The 16,917-nt window shown below is 65.0% G+C and carries 14 protein-coding genes; 7 read left to right on the top strand and 7 right to left on the bottom strand.

Features of this window, described 5'->3' with window-relative positions:
• Positions 1-271 precede the first annotated feature (271 nt).
• The 7 genes from HK401_RS02565 to HK401_RS20960 all read right to left on the bottom strand — a co-directional run bounded on the left by HK401_RS02565 (position 272) and on the right by HK401_RS20960 (position 7,333).
• Entirely contained in the window at positions 272-1,186 is a 915-nt protein-coding gene (locus tag HK401_RS02565) for a TatD family hydrolase (RefSeq protein ID WP_181273070.1), read from the bottom strand.
• Positions 1,186-2,781, bottom strand: a complete 1,596-nt coding sequence (metG, locus tag HK401_RS02560; protein ID WP_181273069.1) for a methionine--tRNA ligase — start codon at positions 2,779-2,781, stop codon at positions 1,186-1,188. Before metG ends, HK401_RS02565 begins: the two co-directional genes overlap by 1 nt.
• 241 nt (positions 2,782-3,022) lie before the next feature.
• Positions 3,023-4,204: a putative endonuclease domain-containing protein gene (locus HK401_RS02555; RefSeq protein ID WP_181273068.1), complete on the bottom strand. Its 1,182-nt coding sequence runs from the start codon at positions 4,202-4,204 to the stop codon at positions 3,023-3,025.
• A 212-nt stretch (positions 4,205-4,416) separates the two neighbouring features.
• Positions 4,417-5,286: a 16S rRNA (cytidine(1402)-2'-O)-methyltransferase gene (gene rsmI, locus HK401_RS02550; protein ID WP_309135893.1), complete on the bottom strand. Its 870-nt coding sequence runs from the start codon at positions 5,284-5,286 to the stop codon at positions 4,417-4,419.
• Positions 5,283-5,714 carry a DUF4190 domain-containing protein gene (locus tag HK401_RS02545; RefSeq protein WP_181273066.1) on the bottom strand — a complete coding sequence of 144 codons (432 nt, stop codon included), beginning with the start codon at positions 5,712-5,714 and terminating at the stop codon, positions 5,283-5,285. Before HK401_RS02545 ends, rsmI begins: the two co-directional genes overlap by 4 nt.
• A 145-nt stretch (positions 5,715-5,859) precedes the next feature.
• A complete protein-coding gene (locus tag HK401_RS02540) occupies positions 5,860-6,327 on the bottom strand; it encodes a DUF4190 domain-containing protein (RefSeq protein ID WP_181273065.1) in 468 nt (155 codons plus the stop codon).
• 262 nt (positions 6,328-6,589) lie between these two features.
• Positions 6,590-7,333, bottom strand: a complete 744-nt coding sequence (locus HK401_RS20960; protein ID WP_309135892.1) for a DUF4190 domain-containing protein — start codon at positions 7,331-7,333, stop codon at positions 6,590-6,592.
• A 234-nt stretch (positions 7,334-7,567) separates the two neighbouring features.
• On the opposite strand from HK401_RS20960, the gene HK401_RS02530 reads away from it, so the two are divergent.
• The 7 genes from HK401_RS02530 (at position 7,568) to HK401_RS02500 (ending at position 16,830) form a co-directional block, all read left to right on the top strand.
• The gene (locus HK401_RS02530) at positions 7,568-9,403 is read left to right on the top strand and encodes a dolichyl-phosphate-mannose--protein mannosyltransferase (protein ID WP_181273063.1); all 1,836 of its coding nucleotides are present in this window, start codon (positions 7,568-7,570) and stop codon (positions 9,401-9,403) included.
• Positions 9,404-9,532: 129 nt separating this feature from the next.
• Complete coding sequence (locus HK401_RS02525) at positions 9,533-10,903, top strand: cytidylyltransferase domain-containing protein (RefSeq protein WP_373563634.1); 1,371 nt, start codon at positions 9,533-9,535, stop codon at positions 10,901-10,903.
• On the top strand, positions 10,900-11,787 hold the full coding sequence (locus tag HK401_RS02520) for an N-acetylneuraminate synthase family protein (protein ID WP_181273062.1): 888 nt from the start codon (positions 10,900-10,902) through the stop codon (positions 11,785-11,787). The genes HK401_RS02525 and HK401_RS02520 overlap by 4 nt, the downstream gene beginning before the upstream one ends.
• Before the next feature lie 115 nt (positions 11,788-11,902).
• Entirely contained in the window at positions 11,903-12,898 is a 996-nt protein-coding gene (locus HK401_RS02515) for a glycosyltransferase family 2 protein (RefSeq protein WP_181273061.1), read from the top strand.
• Positions 12,895-14,427: a polysialyltransferase family glycosyltransferase gene (locus HK401_RS02510; protein ID WP_181273060.1), complete on the top strand. Its 1,533-nt coding sequence runs from the start codon at positions 12,895-12,897 to the stop codon at positions 14,425-14,427. Before HK401_RS02515 ends, HK401_RS02510 begins: the two co-directional genes overlap by 4 nt.
• Before the next feature lie 5 nt (positions 14,428-14,432).
• The gene (locus tag HK401_RS02505; protein ID WP_181273059.1) at positions 14,433-15,425 is read left to right on the top strand and encodes a hypothetical protein; all 993 of its coding nucleotides are present in this window, start codon (positions 14,433-14,435) and stop codon (positions 15,423-15,425) included.
• Positions 15,412-16,830 carry a DUF6716 putative glycosyltransferase gene (locus HK401_RS02500; protein ID WP_258233920.1) on the top strand — a complete coding sequence of 473 codons (1,419 nt, stop codon included), beginning with the start codon at positions 15,412-15,414 and terminating at the stop codon, positions 16,828-16,830. The genes HK401_RS02505 and HK401_RS02500 overlap by 14 nt, the downstream gene beginning before the upstream one ends.
• Positions 16,831-16,917: the final 87 nt, after the last annotated feature.

Here is a 16,917-nt window from a genome sequence, read left to right as displayed (position 1 = left end):
GACCCCACCACTGTAACCGATTCGTTACACCGCTGGCAAAATATCACGGAAATGTAACGTTGGGAGTTTGCTGGGTGCCCGCCTGACCTGGAATTCCCCCGTGTTTTCGGGGTTTTCAGACCGTGACAATCCCTCGCCGAGGCGGCCCTGCGTACCGTTGTCCTGCTCACAGATCAGGGGGCTGGCTTGGGCAGCGGACGACGCGTCCGCGCATATTCTCGTCGCCGGGGAGGAGGTGCGATGCGAGTTCCCTTGCCAGTTGCCTGTTGCGTCAGTCCCAGCTGCCGATAGCTCTCTGGGCGTTGGCCCACACGGCTGAGCAGAGATCCGCTTCGCTCATTCCGCGCACCTCGGCGAGTTTCCGCGCGGTGATCGCGGTGAGGTACGGCCCGCCCGGCTTCCCGCGGTGCGGGGTGAGGAACGGGGCGTCGGTCTCGGTGAGCAGCAGCTCGAGCGGTGCAGCAGCTGCGGCCCGGCGCAGTTCGTCGGCATTCTTGAACGTGAGGTTGCCGGCGAAGGACATGTAATAGCCTTCTGTCGCGCATTCCCTGGCCATCTCTTCGTCGCCGGAGAAGCAGTGGAAGATCGTAACCTCGGGAGCACCTTCCTCTTTGAGGATGCGCAGCACATCAGCGTGTGCTTCGCGGTCGTGGATCTGCAGGGCGCGACCGGTGCGCTTGGCGATCTCGATGTGGGCGCGGAAGGAGCGCTGCTGTTCGGCCACTCCCTCTTCTCCGGTGCGGAAGTAGTCGAGTCCGGTCTCCCCCACCACACGCATGCGGTCATGCGAGGTCACGAGAGCCTCGATCTCGTTCAAAGCATCGTCGAGCAGACCGCGCTCGGCCAGCCGCGGAGCTTCATTCGGGTGCAGGGCCGCTCCCCCGAGCATCCATGTCCGGCCGGCCGCATACTCGGAGGCGACGAGCTCGGTCGTCCACCTGGCTGCCGGGAGGTCGCAGCCGATCTGGATGATGCGACGGACCCCCGCCTCGGCGGCGGTGTCGTGGAAGAAGTCGAGCGAGGGGAACTCCTCGTCTTCGTTCGGGGTCACCTCGGGTTCGGGTTCACCGGCTCCCAGCGGCAGCCGCACTCCGGTGCAGATGTCGAGGTGGGTGTGGGTGTCGACGACGGGGTGGGCGAGCGGTTCGGGCACCGGTGGATAGGTTCCGGCGGCGCGCGAGGCCATTACTCGGACTCCTCCACGAACTTCGGGAACACGGGCTCAGGCTTCGGCAGCGGGGTGCCCGGCTCGAGCGGGAACTCGACGGCGGCGAAGGACCGGGGATCCACCTCGGCGCCGGACCCGGATTCAGTCGCAGTCGGCAGGACCTTCGCTCCGGCCTCGCCGTTGCCTGCGGGAACGCCGAGGAGGTCGAGGATCTTGCCGGCGGACTCGGGCATGACGGGCTGGATGAGGATCGAGATGATGCGCACGACCTCGATCGTCACCCACAGCACGGTGGCCATGCGCTCGGGATCGGTCTTCTTCAGCTTCCACGGCTCCTGTGCGGAGAAGTAGCGGTTGGCCTCGGAGAGCACTTTCCAGCAGGCCTCGACGTAGAGGTGGAGGGCCTGGGTGTCGACGTGGCGGCGGGCGGTGTCGGGCACGGCCCGGGCGAGGGCGAGCAGGGCTTCGTCCGCCTCGGTGAGCTCACCCGGCTGCGGCACCTGGGCGTCGCAGTTCTTCGCGATCATCGACAGGGAGCGCTGGGCGAGGTTGCCGTACTCGTTGGCCAGATCCGAGTTCTTCCGGGTGATGATCGAGTCCTTCGTATAGGACCCGTCCTGGCCGTAGGAGAACTCGCGGAAGAGGAAGAAGCGCAGGGTGTCCAGGCCGAAGGCGTCGACGAGGTCGAGCGGGTCGACGACGTTGCCGACGGACTTCGACATCTTCTCTCCGGAGTTGAAGAGGAAGCCGTGGGCGTGGACGCGCTTGGGCAGGTCCATGCCGGCGCTCATAAGGAACGCGGGCCAGTAGACGCTGTGGAAGCGGATGATGTCCTTGCCGATGATGTGAACGTCGGCGGGCCACCACTTGTCGAGACGTTCCTGGTCATCGGGGTAGCCGGCGGCGGTGAGGTAGTTCGTCAGAGCGTCGATCCACACGTACATCACGTGCTTCTCGTTGCCGGGCACGGGAACTCCCCAGTCGAAGGTGGTGCGGGAGACAGAGAGGTCCTTGAGGCCGGAGGAGACGAAGGAGGCGATCTCGTTGCGGCGGGAGTCGGGGCCGATGAACTCGGGATGGGTCTTGTACAGCTCGAGCAGCTTGTCCTGGTACTTCGACAAGCGGAAGAAGTAGGACTCCTCTTCGGTCCAGGTCACCTCGGTGCGGGTCTCCTTGGACAGGCGCACACCGTCGACGACCTCGGTCTCGTCTTCTGTGTAGTAGGCCTCGTCGCGGACCGAATACCAGCCGGCGTAGGTGTCGAGGTAGATGTCGCCGGCCTCTTCGATCCTGCGCCAGATGGCCTTCGACGCCTCGTAGTGGTCTTCGTCGGTGGTGCGGATGAACCGGTCGAAGGTCGATCCGAGGGCGAGCTGGGTGTCGCGGAAGTTCTTCGCGTTGTCGTCGGCGAGTTCCTTGGGCGTGATGCCGAGCTTGTTCGCGGCCTGCAGCATCTTCAGCCCGTGCTCGTCGGTGCCGGTTGCGAAGAATACCTCGTGATTGTCCAGCCGCTTGAACCGGGCGATCGTGTCGGCCGCAATGTACTCATAGGCATGCCCGATGTGAATGGCCCCGTTGGGGTAGGCAATCGCTGTCGTCAAGTAGTAACCCATAGGTCACTCAGTCTAAGGGACGCGCGGTTGCGGGCGTGCACGGGTCCGCGGGAGTGCGGTGGTGGGCGCGAGTCCGCGGGAGTGCGGTGGTGGGCGCGAGTCCGCGGGAGGTGGGCGCGGGGTCCCGAGGCTTCCGGCACAGTGTGCGCTGAGTAGCCCAGGTTCGGAACTGGGCTGCCCAGCCTAAGTTGTGCTGAACCAGGCGATCGCGTCCTGAACCAAGCGAGCGCGACAAGCGGAGTCACAGAATCAGCCGCTCGCGACACCGGCTCTTCAGCTCAGGCACTTGTTGGAAGAGCTTCTGGCCGAACTTCTTCGCCTCGAGTACCTCATTGAACTTGAATCGCACGACCTTGTATCCCATCGCCAACAGCCGGTTGTGCTGACGGCTCTCCTTGTTCATCACGTCGAATCCGCCGTCGACGTATTTCTGCGTCCCGTCCACATAGATCGCGACTCTGTCCTCCCGGAATAGGAAATCGAGTCGTGTCAGCAGCCGACCGCCATCGCGGATCTCGACTTGCTGGCTGAACTCGTGCAGTCCCAGCAGATGCAGGCTGAGAGAAGCACGGCTCTCCGCATAGCTTTCCGACAGCGGCGATACGTACGTCGCGAGAGCCGAGGCGATTTTCCGCCCCCTGGACAATCGTGAAATCGGTGAGCTGAACACTTCCTCGACGGCTTCTGGCACGTCATCCATGAGAAACGGCGCATACCCGATTCTGAAGATTTCGTCTTCGTCGTCGCCGAACATGTGCCGACGAAGTGTCTGTTCCATTGCGGCGAAGCAGGCTCCCGCGCCGAGCTCTGCCCTCAAGTCCAATGCGGTTCGTGCCGCCGAGGTCACTCGAAGCCCATCGACCAGGCAGACATCGTCGTCCGAGATCGGCCTGCGCCGCCTGATGAGTTCGGCAGAGGACGTACTCGAGACCGGATGGAACACCGACACCGCTTGTTCCGGCTCGTTGAACATCCCTAACTTATGCAGTCGAGCAGCTGATATGCCGCACACGATGTCGCCGGGCCGGTAGTGCGGGTAGTGACGTATCCGTAAGATCTTGAGGTGGTTCTGGTACGACCGTGCCTGCTCACGATCTTGGTGGCGCCCTGTCTCGTGATAGTTCAACCAGGCGATGTCATCGGCGAAATCCTGGAACCGACGGTGGGCGCGAGTCTCACATCTGCGGATGACCGAATAGACGCCGCGCGACAGTTTCATCAGGCAGCATTTCAACGCATTGCTGATGTCCGAGTTGGTCGCCCCTGCAATTCGCAGATCCTGGAAGTACACAACATTGCTCTTCATGTCGGCATCGTCACTGCCGTGCCCCGGCGCGACAAGGGCAGAAGAATCGCCTGTGGATTCGCCGATTCGGTCCCCAGCGATAGGTGTGCAAGTGGTGGCCCTGTCCACAGTGGTCACAGCGCAAGTGATCGCAGCAAGTGGCCCCAGAGTATGGGCCGGTCACTTTTCCGACTCACCTGAGGCTGAGTAGCCCAAGTTCCGAACTGGGCTGCTCAGCCTGAGTTGCGCCGATTGCTGTCCACACCTGAGCACGCCGAAGTCGAGTCCGCGATTAGGCGGCAAGAAATGAGGTACGTGGCCCCGGGGATGGCAAAACACCAGCACGGCCCTCACTCGCGGTGGAGCCAGGCCTCGTAGACGTCGCGTTTCGACAGTCCGAACTTCTTCGCCACCTGTCCGGCGGCTTCCTTCGCGCGCACCCCGGCATCGACCAGTTCGCTGACCTCGCCGAGGTGGTCCTCCGGAGCCGTTTCGACCTCGGTGGCGCCGGCGAGCACCAGGGTCAGTTCCCCACGCAAGCCGTCTGCGGCGAGTTCCCGCAGGGATCCAACCGTCCCACGCAGGGTCTCCTCGTAGGTCTTCGTGAGTTCGCGGCTGATGCTCATGGGCCGGTCGTCGCCGATCACCTCGGCGAAGTCGTCCATCGCATCGACGATGCGGTGGGGGCTTTCGAAGAAGACCATTGTCCGCTTCTCGGCCTTGAGTTCCTCAAGCAGAGTCCTACGCTGCCCAGACTTCCGGGGCAGGAACCCTTCGAAGCTGAAGCGATCGCTCGGCAGTCCCGAGACCGCCAAGGCCATGAGCACCGCGGACGGGCCCGGGGTTGACGTGATGGCCAGCCCCGCCTCGGCGCAGGCCCTGACCACGCGATAGCCGGGGTCGGAGACGGCGGGCATTCCAGCATCGGAGAGCAGAACCACGGTCTCACCTGCGGCGATGAGGTCGACGAGCTCGGGCGCGCGATGCCCTTCGTTGTGGTCGAAGACGCTGACGACGCGGTTCGTGTGGGTGAGGTTGAGCCGTTGCGCCAGGGAGAGGAACCGCCGCGTGTCCTCGGCGGCGATGACATCGGCGGTTTCGATGGCCTGCCGCATCCGCGGGCTCGCATCGCCGAGGTTGCCGATCGGAGTCCCGACCAGGATGAGTCGTCCGCCGGTGGGGTCGGTGCCGGGCGACTCTGAATCACTCGGCTGCGTCACGAGGCTCCGGCCGTGCCGAGGATGAGGGCGAACATGCCGAGATAGAGGAACATGATGGCCAGGAAGCCGAGGACCCACAGAGCGGTGCCGACATACCCGACCCACAGTGCGCCGACCGCCATGCCTTCGCCACGTTCACCGCTGACGCTGATCTGCTTCTTGGAGATGTGGCCCATGATCACCCCAGCGATGCCGCCGATGATCGGAAACATCATGAATCCGGCGATGGAGCAGACGAGCGCGACGACGGAGAGCGTGTTCGTCGGCGGCAGCGGCTGGTAGACGTAGCCCGGGCCGCCGGCATACTGCGTGTTGGCAGCGTATGCCCCATTCGAGCCGTAGGACTGTGCCCCGTAGCCGCTGCCTGCATTCGACTGCGGCTGCTGGTAGTACATGTCCGGATTGTTCCAGTTGTTCTGGCTGCTCATGGTGAAGTCTCCTTGTGTCTGCCTTCAACGGTACAGAGTCGTTGATTCCGGCAAAAGGTGGGGCGGTTACAGGTCTGTCACAGTTGCGGAGCGATCAAGGCTCGTCAGGACAGCACGGCGGCCCGGTCCCCGACCCCGCGAATCGTCAGCTGACAGTGCCACCTCCTGCGGCGATGCCGACGCCGATGACCAGGGCGATGATGCCGAAGTAGACGAGCCAGAAGCCGATCCAGAAGAGAACGCTGAGGTAGCCCAGCCACAGTCCGGCCACTGCCATTCCATTGCCACGTTCACCGCGCTTCTTGATCTGTGAACGGGCGACGTGACCGAAGATGATCCCGACGATGCCGAAGAGGAAGATCGATGAGGTGAACGAGATGAGCGTGAGCACCAGCGACACGATCGCCGCGGAGTTCGTCGGCGCGACCTGCTGGTAGATGACGACCGGAGCCGCATTGCCGTAGGTGACAGGTGTGTGCACCGAGGCCGGAACCACCGCAGCTTCAGCCGGCACAGCTCGCGGCGCCGAGGCGGCCGACACCGAACCGTTCATCGCCGACGATCGGTTCGACCCGGTGTAGGTGCTGCCGATGGGCAGTTGGCGCGTGTACATGTCAGTTGCTCTCCGATGGCTCTGGCCGGTCGTGGGGCCCGGATTCCACGGTTCCCCTTGTCTGACACCTACGCTATCGAGGTCCGACGCACCCGGACTCCGAATCGTGTTGCAGTCCTGCACCAGGGATTGCAGGGCCGGAATCCGACCTCGCCGAGGCGGCTCATCGATTGTCGCGAACTGTCCCGACGCACAGGGTTGCCGTGCGTGGAGAGTGGTGAGTCAGTTGAGGCCGCTCATTCGGAGAGCCAGTCCCGACGGTTCAGGAGCCGCCCATCATGGCCAGGAAGCCGATCCCGAAGATACCGATCACAATGAGCATGCTCAGGAGTCCGAGACCGATGCTGACATAGCCGATGATCAGTCCGGCCAGCCCCTGACCGCGCCCTTCTTCACCGGTGCGCTTGATCTGGCTCAGGCCGATGTGTCCGAAGATGATGGCGAGCACGGGTGCGATCCACAGGAACATCGCGATGAAGCTGAACAGGTATCCGATGAACGGAATCAGCGAGAGCACGCCGCAGACGAACCCTCCGCCGATGCCGCCGATGCCCATCCACATCGACCACACGGCCATCTTGTTCGCCACGGGCCGGACGATCATCGGCTGCGCACCATAAGTCATCGGCTGGCTGTAGGCACCCTGTTGGCTGTAAGCACCCGGCTGACTGTACGAACCAAAGGCACCTGGTTGGCTGTAGGCGCTCTGCTGGCTGTACGGGTCGGACTGGCTGTAGCCACCGGGCTGGCTGTAGCCTCCCTGACCGTAGCCGTTCTGCTGGCTATACGGGTCGGACTGACTGTAGCCGCCCTGCCCATACGGCTGACTCTGACCGTACGACTGACTCTGGCCATACTGCTGATCTTGCGAGTACGGCTGGCTCTGCCCATAAGCCTGGCCCTGCGAGTACTGTCCCGAACCGTTCTGCGGCTGGGACCCGTAGTTGTTGAATTGCTGTGAGCCGACCTGAGGCGGGTTCGGTCGGTAATCGGGGTTGTTAGACACGTGCTTCACCGTTCTGGCTCGGACTCTGGCTGTCTTCCACTACCCTAGTGGTCCGCGCCGACGAATGCTCGCCGATCCCGCTGTCCGTGCCGAACCTCATCTTCCATGCTCCCGCCGACTCCGACTTCCCCGAGCATTCCGCGCCGACGCTGCATCCCCGCGCACTTTCCACCCGACTACTCCCTGCGGGTCGCATGAGAGTCCGACCGTGCCCGCTCTCTAAACTGGATGACGATGACACATACCGCAGACTCCCCGGCCCCCACCCGGCGCATCGCCCGCGAACGCCTGGCGAGGCGACGCGAGAAGGTGCGCGCCGGAGCCGCGGCCATGCGGCGGCGGACCTTCCACGCCGGCATGTGGGCAACCCGCGCACCGCTGTGGATGTGGCCGGCCCTGCTCATCATCACCGGCATCGGCGCGGCCCTGCGCCTGTTCCGACTCGACTTCCCCCACCGCCTGATCTTCGACGAGACGTACTACGTCAAGGATGGGTACTCGGTCTTCAACTTCGGCTACGAGCGCTCCTGGCCCGAGAACGCCGACGACTCCTTCAACGCCGGCGACCCCAGCGTCATCGAGCCCACCCCCGAATACGTCGTCCACCCGCCGCTGGGCAAATGGCTCATCGGCATCGGCATCCACCTCTTCGGCGTCGACGACTCCTTCGGCTGGCGCTTCTCGGTGGCGATCATCGGCACCCTGACGATCTTCCTCTTCGGCGTCATCGCCTGGAAGCTCTTCCGCTCGGCGTTCTTCGCCTGCGTCGCCGCCGGCCTCCTCGCCGTCGACGGCGAGCACTTCGTCCACTCCCGCACGAGCCTGCTCGACATCGTCCTCATGGCTTTCGTGCTCCTCGCCTTCTTCTTCATCGTGCTCGATCGCGAACAGGTGACCAAGCAACTCGCCCGCTGGACGAATGCGACCGCGGCTGCCCCGCAGACCGATGGCCAGCACACCGACTCCGCACCCGCTGATTCCCATCGACCCGATTCCACCCTCGCCGAGGCGGCCCACCCCGAGACCCGCACCCGGCGGAGGCGTCGGGCCACGTCCGGGGACACCGTGAATTTCGGGCCCCGCCTCGGCGTGCGTCCCTGGGTGATCGCCGCGGGAATCAGCATCGGCCTGGCCATGGGTGTGAAGTGGTCGGGTCTCTATGCGGCCGCCGTGTTCGGGATCCTCCTGGTCGCGTGGGACGTGCATTCGCGGCACAAGGCCGGGGTCGTGCATCCGTGGCTGGGCATGCTTCTTCGCGATGCCGTCCCGTCGTTCCTCAAATTGGTCCCGGTCGCGTTCATCACCTATCTGGTGTGCTGGACCGGGTGGATCCGCTCCGACAATGCGTGGGATCGGCACTGGGCTGCCGAGAACTTCGGCTGGTGGCAGTCGCTGCCGGACTGGCTGCAGTGGCTGCCGTCCCTGGCGCACTATCACTACACGGCGTATTCGTTCCACGTCGGCCTCGATTCCGAACATCCGTACATGTCGAATCCGTGGGGCTGGATCGTGCAGTGGCGGCCGACGTCGTTCTACTACGAGTCCTACGATCACGGTTCGATGGGATGCATGGTCGACAAGTGCTCCTCGGCGATCACCTCGGTGGGCAACCCGGTGATCTGGGGACTTGCACCGTTCGCCGTGCTCATCTGCCTCGTGGTGTGGATCATCCGCCGAGACGTCCGCCCCGCCGTCATCCTCGCCGGCCTCGCCGCGACCTGGTTGCCGTGGTTCGCCTACCAGGAGCGGACGATCTTCACGTTCTACACGATCGTCATGGTGCCCTTCGTCGTGCTCGCCGTGACCTACTGCCTCACCCTGCTGTGGGGTCGAGCGCCGACAGGTGCGGCCGGTACTGGCTTCAGGTCCGACACCGAGGTCAGGACCGGATCCGCGACCAGACGGCTCTTCGCTCGCGTCCCGATCGCGCTGCTGTCCCGCCGGATGGTCGTCGGTGCCGTCCTTGCAGCTGCTGTCCTCGCGTTCGCCTACTTCTGGCCGATCTACACCGGCGAGGTCATCCCTTTCTCCGCCTGGAACAACCGGATGTGGAACATCACCTGGCGCTGACCTGCGTGCAGCTCGCTGCCTCGCACCACCCCACCAGCACCTTCGTCACGGCTTCGCCATCGAAGGGTCGCCTCGGCGACATGGCGTATTCACCTTGAGGTAACACCGCCTCGTTAGCGTCGAATCATTGTGAATGACCTTTCGACGACCCCTCAACAGAATGCCCCCGAGCCGACGCCGGGAGCAGGCACCACCGCGGCCCCCGCGACGCCGGCCAACCTGCACCGGACCGTCGCCATCATCCCCGCCCGCGGCGGCTCCAAGGGGATCCCGCTGAAGAACCTCCAGAAGGTCGCGGGAGTCTCGCTCCTGGCCCGCGCCGTCCACGCCGCGCAGGCGAGCCCGAGCATCGACCGCGTCATCGTCTCGACCGACCATGAGGGCATCGCCGCCGAGGCCCAGCGCGCCGGCGCCGAGGTGTCCCGCCGCCCCGCGGCCATCGCCGGGGACACCGCAACCAGCGAATCCGCGCTCATCCACACCCTGTCGACCCTCGATGAGGACGTCGACATCACGGTGTTCATGCAGTGCACCTCCCCCTTCATCGACTCCGCGTCCATCGAGAACGCGGTGCGCACCGTCCGCGACGACGCAGCCGACGTCGTGTTCTCCGCAGTCGAGGACCACTCCTTCCTGTGGCGCCTCGACGACGAGGACACCGCCGTGGCCGTCGGCCATGAGGCCAGCTACCGCCCCCGCCGTCAGGACCGAGCCAAGCACTTCAACGAGACCGGCGCGTTCTACGTCATGCGCACCGCCGGCCTCATCGAGCACGAGCACCGTTTCTTCGGCCGCATCGGGATCGAAGAGGTCCCGCCTGAGCACGCCCGCGAGATCGACGACATGTCCGACCTCAGCCTCGTCCGCGCCATCGCCTCCACACAGGAGACCGCGCAGGTCATCGACGTCGACGCCCTGGTCACCGACTTCGACGGCGTCCACACCGACGACGGCGCCTACGTCGACGAGGACGGCAACGAGCAGGTCCGCATCCACCGCGGCGACGGCATGGGGGTCTCCCGCCTGGTCAAGGCCGGAGTGCCGGTGATGATCCTGTCGAAGGAACGCAGCCCGGTCGTCACCCGCCGCGCGGAGAAGCTGCACGTCGACGTCGCCCAAGGCATCGACAACAAGGCCCACATCCTCATCGCATGGATGGAGACGAACGACCTCGACCCGGCCCGCGTGGCCTACGTCGGCAACGACATCAACGACCTCGAGGCCTTCGACGTCGTCGGCTGGCCCATCGCGGTCGCCGACGCCCACCCCAAGGTCATCGCCGCGGCCCGCGTGGTCCTCGACCGACCCGGCGGCAGGGGTGCCGTGCGTGAGGTATGCGACCTCATCCCGATCCCCGCCGAGGCGACCGGGCACCTCCCCGGACCGACGCTGACCTCCGTATCCGCCACCTTCACCGACCATCAACCGTCAACCGGGCAGCAGCCGCTGCTCACCACCCACGCAGCCACGCCGCGTGCCAACCGAAAGCAGGTTTCATGACTGATCAACTCGCCCCCGTGGCCATCGGCAATCAGCTCGTCGGCCCGAATCAGCCCGTGTACATGATCGGTGAGATCGGCATCAACCACAACGGCGACGTCGAGATCGCCAAGCAGCTCATGGATGTCGCCGTCACCGCCGGCGCGAACGCCGTGAAGTTCCAGAAGCGCAACCCCGAGGTCGCCGTCCCCGAACACCAGAAGTCGAAGATCCGCTCGACCCCGTGGGGCGAGATGACCTACATCGACTACAAACACCGCGTCGAGTTCGGCATCGATGAGTACACCGAGATCGACCGCTACGCCAAGGAAGTCGGACTGCAGTGGTTCGCCTCCCCGTGGGACACCGACTCTGTCGACTTCCTTGAGAACGAGTTCGATGCGCTGACCTACAAGGTGGCCTCGGCCTCGCTGACGGACTTCGAACTGCTGCGCGCGATCGCCGCCACCGGCAAGCCCGTCCTGTGCTCCTCGGGCATGTCCGACTGGGAGACCCTGGATCGGGCCGTCGAGGTCTTCGACCGGGACAAGCTCGTCCTCATGCATGCCACCTCGACCTATCCGCTGCCGCCCGAAGAGGTCAACCTCAAGGCGATTCCAGCCATGCGTGAGCGCTACGGAGTGCCGGTCGGCTACTCCGGTCACGAGCTCGGCCTCGAGATCTCCTTCGCCGCCGCGGCTCTGGGTGCTGTGACGATCGAACGCCACATCACGCTCGACTCCTCGATGTGGGGTTCGGACCAGTCGGCCTCGATGGAGCCCCGCGAATTCGCTTCTCTCGTCAAGGGCGTCCGCGTCCTCGAGACCGCTTTCGGCGACGGCGAGAAGCGCATCATGCCGGGCGAGGAATCGAAGATCGATTCGCTGCGCAAGGTCACCGTCTGAGCATTCGTCGGAAGCCACCTCGGCGAGGGATTCCTGCGCCGCGGTGGCTCTTCTCTGCCCGCGCCAACGACCGCCGGGCCGACGCCGGAATGACCGCAATCCTCGGAGACCGCCTGTGACCGATTTCGACCTGAGCATCATCATCCCCGCCAAGGACGGCGCCGCTTACCTGGGCACGCTCTTCCGTTCGCTGCTGAAGCAGGGGGACGTCTGGGACCGCACCCAGCTGATCTTCGTCAACGACGGATCGAGCGACGAGACCCCCGAACTGCTCGAGGAATTCAGCACCTGGTTCCCCCATTTCGAGGTGCTGACCAACCCCGAGGCCACCGGCCTCGCCAATGCCCGCAACAAGGGACTGGCCGCCGCCGAAGGCGAGCACATCGCCTTCCTCGACGGTGACGATTGGCTCGCACCGGGGCACCTGTCGGCGCTCCTCGACGCGGCGCACCGCCTCGGCGTGGATTTCCTCCGCTGCGATCACACGACGGTAGAGGGGACGAAGCGAGTGCGGAAATCGGCACCGATGTCCGTGCGCAACGTGCCGCTCGACCCGCGGGTGGGCATCCTGCCCGTCTACGAGTCGACGATGGTCGACTATCCGTATGCGTGGGCGGGACTGTTCCATCGTCGGGTGCTCGAGCAGGGAATCCTCCATTTCCCGGAGAACTTCATGACCGCCGAAGACCGGTCGTGGATCTGGCGCCTGCACCTGCAGGCCGATTCCTTCGCCGTCGTCGACGCTCCCGGGATCCTCTACCGGAGGGGAATGACGAATTCGCTCTCACGCATCGTCGACGCCCGGCAGCTCGACTTCATCCGAGCCTTCGGTCAGATCTTCGACCTCGTCGACGCGGACCCGCAGGCGGAGCATTTCTGGCCGAAGGCCATCCGGAACTGGCTGGCCATCCTCGATCACCAGATCAATCGGTTCGGCGCCTCCCCTGCACCGCTGCGGTCTCAGCTGCGGCAGGGTTCGCGGACGATCTCGGCGAAGATCCCCGCCGAACTGCTCAGGGAGGAGTTCGTGCTTCAGAAGCATGCTCGTCAGCTCAACGTCAGCAGCTACCTCAACGATGCTTCCTCGTTCGTGTTGGAGATGGTGAAATGAAACAGGTATTCCTGGCTTCGACGCTGTTCGAGCTCGTGTGCCTGGCTGCCGGCATCGACAGCGGCGAATACGACCGGCCTGCTGAACCGGCCCTCATGGGAACCGTCGGTGAAGCCGCCGAGGATGTGCCACCGGCATCAGAACGGATCCTGCTCGTGAGCAACAACGCGGTCGTCATGGAGCTCTCAGACTCATTCGTCGAGACACCAGGGGCCGACTCCCTGGTGCGCAGATTCGACCGAGTCGTCGACCTCAATCAGGCGCTGGCACCGCTGCATGTGCATCCGTCGTCATGGCGGCCCGACCATGCGGATCTGCCGATCGTCGAAGACTATCTGCGTCGCCTGTGGGGACTGGAGAACGAGGACGTCGAACTCATCCTCGAATCACCTCAGGTCAATCCCGCGATCGCTCTCGGGCGGGTGTTCTCACGTGCCACGATCCGTGTGCACGCCGACGGCCTGATGAGCTTCGGACCCACCCGGAACCAGATTCCGCTGACGAATGGGCAGCGGATGTCTGTGCTCCACTATCTCCCGCTGGTGCCGAGAATCTCTCCGCGGCTCCTCAGCGAATTCGACATCGTTCACCGTCCCCTGACCTTCGAGGCGTTCACCGCGATCGTCAGAGAGGTCGGAGAGCATTCGGCCGAAGCGCTCGAATCCGAGCTGGGCGGCGTGCTGAAGGCTGGTGAGTCGGGTGGCTCTGCGTCGGGTGAGTCTGGGTCGGGCGGCTCTGGGTCGAGGACCTCGTCCTCGGCCGGCGAGACCCTGCCTTGGGCCCTCGTCGTCGGTCAGTACCTGTCGGCGCTCGGCCTCATCAGCAGCGAAGAGGAGACGCAGCTGCATGTCGAGATGATCGAAGGCGCTGCGGCCCGCGGATTGAGGTCGGTGGTGTTCAAACCGCACCCGGCCGCTCCGCCCTCGCAGACAGGTCCCCTGTTCGAGGCGGCTGAGCGCCTGGGTGTCGAGCTGCACATCCTCACGCTGCCCGTGATGGCGGAGGTGATCATCGACCGGCTCCGTCCCGACCTCATCGTCGGCGGGTTCTCCACCGCGTTGATGACGGCTCGAGAGATCTATCGGATTCCGGCGCTCTCGGTCGGCGCCGACCTGCTGCTCGATGCGATCACCCCGTACCAGAACAGCAATCGGATCCCGCTGACGGTCATCGCCGAGATCTGCGACGGCAGCATCCCTGCGCAGGACGATGCGTTCGACACTGTGCAGCTGGAACGACTGCTCGCCGCGGTCACATACTGCATGGCACCGGGCCTGTCTCACGACCTCCGAGGTCAGGCAAGTGCGTTCCTGTCCGAGGTCTTCGACGAGGACGGCCGCGGAAATCCCGCGGCTGCCCAGAGTTACCGTCGCTATTTCAAACGCAAGCGGCTGACCGCTCTCGACCTGCCGGGAAGCCTGTCCAAGGTCTTCGCCCCCAGAAGGGTCGTCAAACGCACAGGAACCCTAGCCATCAAGGCTATCGTGAGGAAGCAGAAGCGCATCATGAATCGGATCCACAGCCGGTGACACCCGTGAGCAAGAACCGCACCGCCGTCGCCTTCGTCGAATCCCCGCTCCAGTTCCTCTCCGCGCTCGAATCCCACGAGCCGAATGAGGATCTGCTCATCCGTGCCCGGGCGAGCGCGAAGGGCATGACCTCGTTCCTCGATGCTTTCGATCCCGCCTGGCTGCCGAAGAACGTGAGTCTCGAACGCGACGGGGCGAAGCCGGGAGTGTTGCGGAAGTCGGCCTTCGACCGCATCTACCTCGGTGATGCCTGCTCAGGGCAGGTGCACAAGGCCCTGGCGTTGGCGTACCTCGAGCGTCGCATGCCTGAAATCGTCATCCTCGACGACGGCCTGGCCACGTATTCGACGATCGAGATCCTCACCGCCAAGCGCGGCCCCCTGGTGCGTCCGCGGCAGAAGCTCAAGGCCTCGCGCACGATCATGGCCGCCCATGTCGCCGACAGGTTGCGCGGCCAGGCGACGGTGGGCAGACTGCGGTGGCACACTGCGCTGCCGGTGGCCAAGCCGCTGCGCAAGGCGTTCCTCAAATCCGGCGGCGAGATCACCCGCCACCGCTTCGAACACCTCCAGACACTGCCGACCGGCGGCAGCCACCCGCGGGACAACCCGGTCATCGGCTCGTCCCTCGCCGCCGACGGACTCATCGCGGAGAAGGACTATCGGGCGTGGGTCGACAGCATCGTCGACGCCCACGGGTCGATCACCTACTATCCGCACCGCCGGGAGGCCGACGAGTTCCTCGCCGACCTCGCCCGCGACGAACGGGTGCGCATCAAACACGTCGGTCTGCCGATCGAGCTGCGCCTGATCAACCTGCCGCCTGATTCGACGATCCGCAGCCTGCCGTCGACTGCGGCGGTGTCACTGGCGGTGCTCAATCCGGACGTCACAATCGACGTCACCGAAGTCCCGGCCAAGTGGTGGACCGGGGCCGCGCCCGATAGTCTGCGAAAGACCCTCAACTCCCAATCGGTCAAGGCAGATGACGACACCTGATCCCTCCGACCCGTACAGCAGCGGTCCTCTGATGCCGCCGTCAGCCGCCGGACCGTCACGCTCGGCCACCGCACCGTGGCTGTCGGCCACCGCACCGCGCCGATCGGCTGGCCTCGACCCCATCCGCATCCTCTCGGTCTCCGACAGCGAGTCCTACCTCAAATGGGCGACCCAGCTGCTGTCCAGCCTGACGGATGTCGAGGGCCGCGTCTTCCTCATCGACAACCCGATCCTGCCGACCGACGAGCAGATCGCCAGCGCCGTGGCCGGCACCGATTGGCAGCACCGCCAGATCCCTGTCATCGCGCGCTCCGACCTCGCTCAGGTCATCGCCGACCACTCCCCCGACATCGTCCTCGGTGCCGCCACCGGGCCGATCGTCGCCCAGGTCTTCCTCACCGCACACAGCCGGGCCGACCGTCCCGCTCTGGTCTCGGGTCTGCCCGGCATGGGCCTGCCGGCCAGCGGCAAGGGGATGAACTATCGCCGGCTGATGGATGCGTTCATCGCACATTCCTTCGCCGAGGTGGCCGCCTACACCGAGGCCAGCACCGCAGCTCAGGTGCCGTGCGAGGTGCTATTGGCTCGCCTGCCGATGCTCCGTTCGGAGGGCATCCCGCGGCTTCAGACATCCACCATCACCGAGGCGGCCCCACCCGCGCCGGGTCCCACTTCGGACCGTGACTCACACACCACACCCCCTGCCAGCCCGCGCTCTCTGGATGCCTCGAGCACTCTCGCGGTTCCGCGTACCCTCGTGTTCACCCCGCAGGCGAAAGTCCCCGCCGAGCGTGCTGACCGCGAAGCGATCATTGCAGCACTCGCCGAGTTCGCCGACCGGCATCCGAAGTCGACGGCCGTGATCAAGATGCGTTCGCGTCCAGGCGAGTTCGAAACCCATCACGAGCAGCATTCCTACTTCGAGATCCTCGCCGACTTCCGGACTCGCCGCGTTTCCGGCGCCGATCGCATCGAGCTGGGTTACGGCCCTCTCAGCGACTTCCTGGATTCGGAATCGGCCTTGGTCACCGTGTCATCGACGGCGGCACTCGAGTCCATCGACCGGGGCGTGCCGACCCTGCTCATCTCGGACTTCGGTATCGACCGGGAGCTGCTCAACGAGGTCTTCGCCGAGTCCGGTGCCACCGGAACACTGGCCGACATGGTCGCCGGAAGAATCAGATTTCCTGACTCTGAGTGGTTGGCCGAGAACTACTTCCACTCCGACGACGGGCAGCTTCGTCGCGACCTCGGGCTGTTGGCCACTCGGGCGAAGGCCGGTCAATTGCCGAACCGTCGATCGGCATTCCTCAAGCAGAAGCGCCTGCTCGTGCGAGCGGAACTGCGCACAGTCACACCGGCGCCGATCATCAGCGCCTACCGCAGGCTCCGCTACGCCCGCTGACGCGGTTGCCCTCTCACTTGATGCCGAGACAACGGTGGAGCACCGAAACCACGGGGCACACACAGGTGTCTCGGCGCTCCACCATTG

The sequence above is a fragment of the Brevibacterium oceani genome (assembly GCF_013623835.1).
Classification (GTDB): Bacteria; Actinomycetota; Actinomycetes; order Actinomycetales; family Brevibacteriaceae; genus Brevibacterium; species Brevibacterium oceani.
The sequence above is the reverse complement of the archived record's forward strand: the minus strand, read 5'-3'. Positions and strand labels throughout refer to the sequence as shown.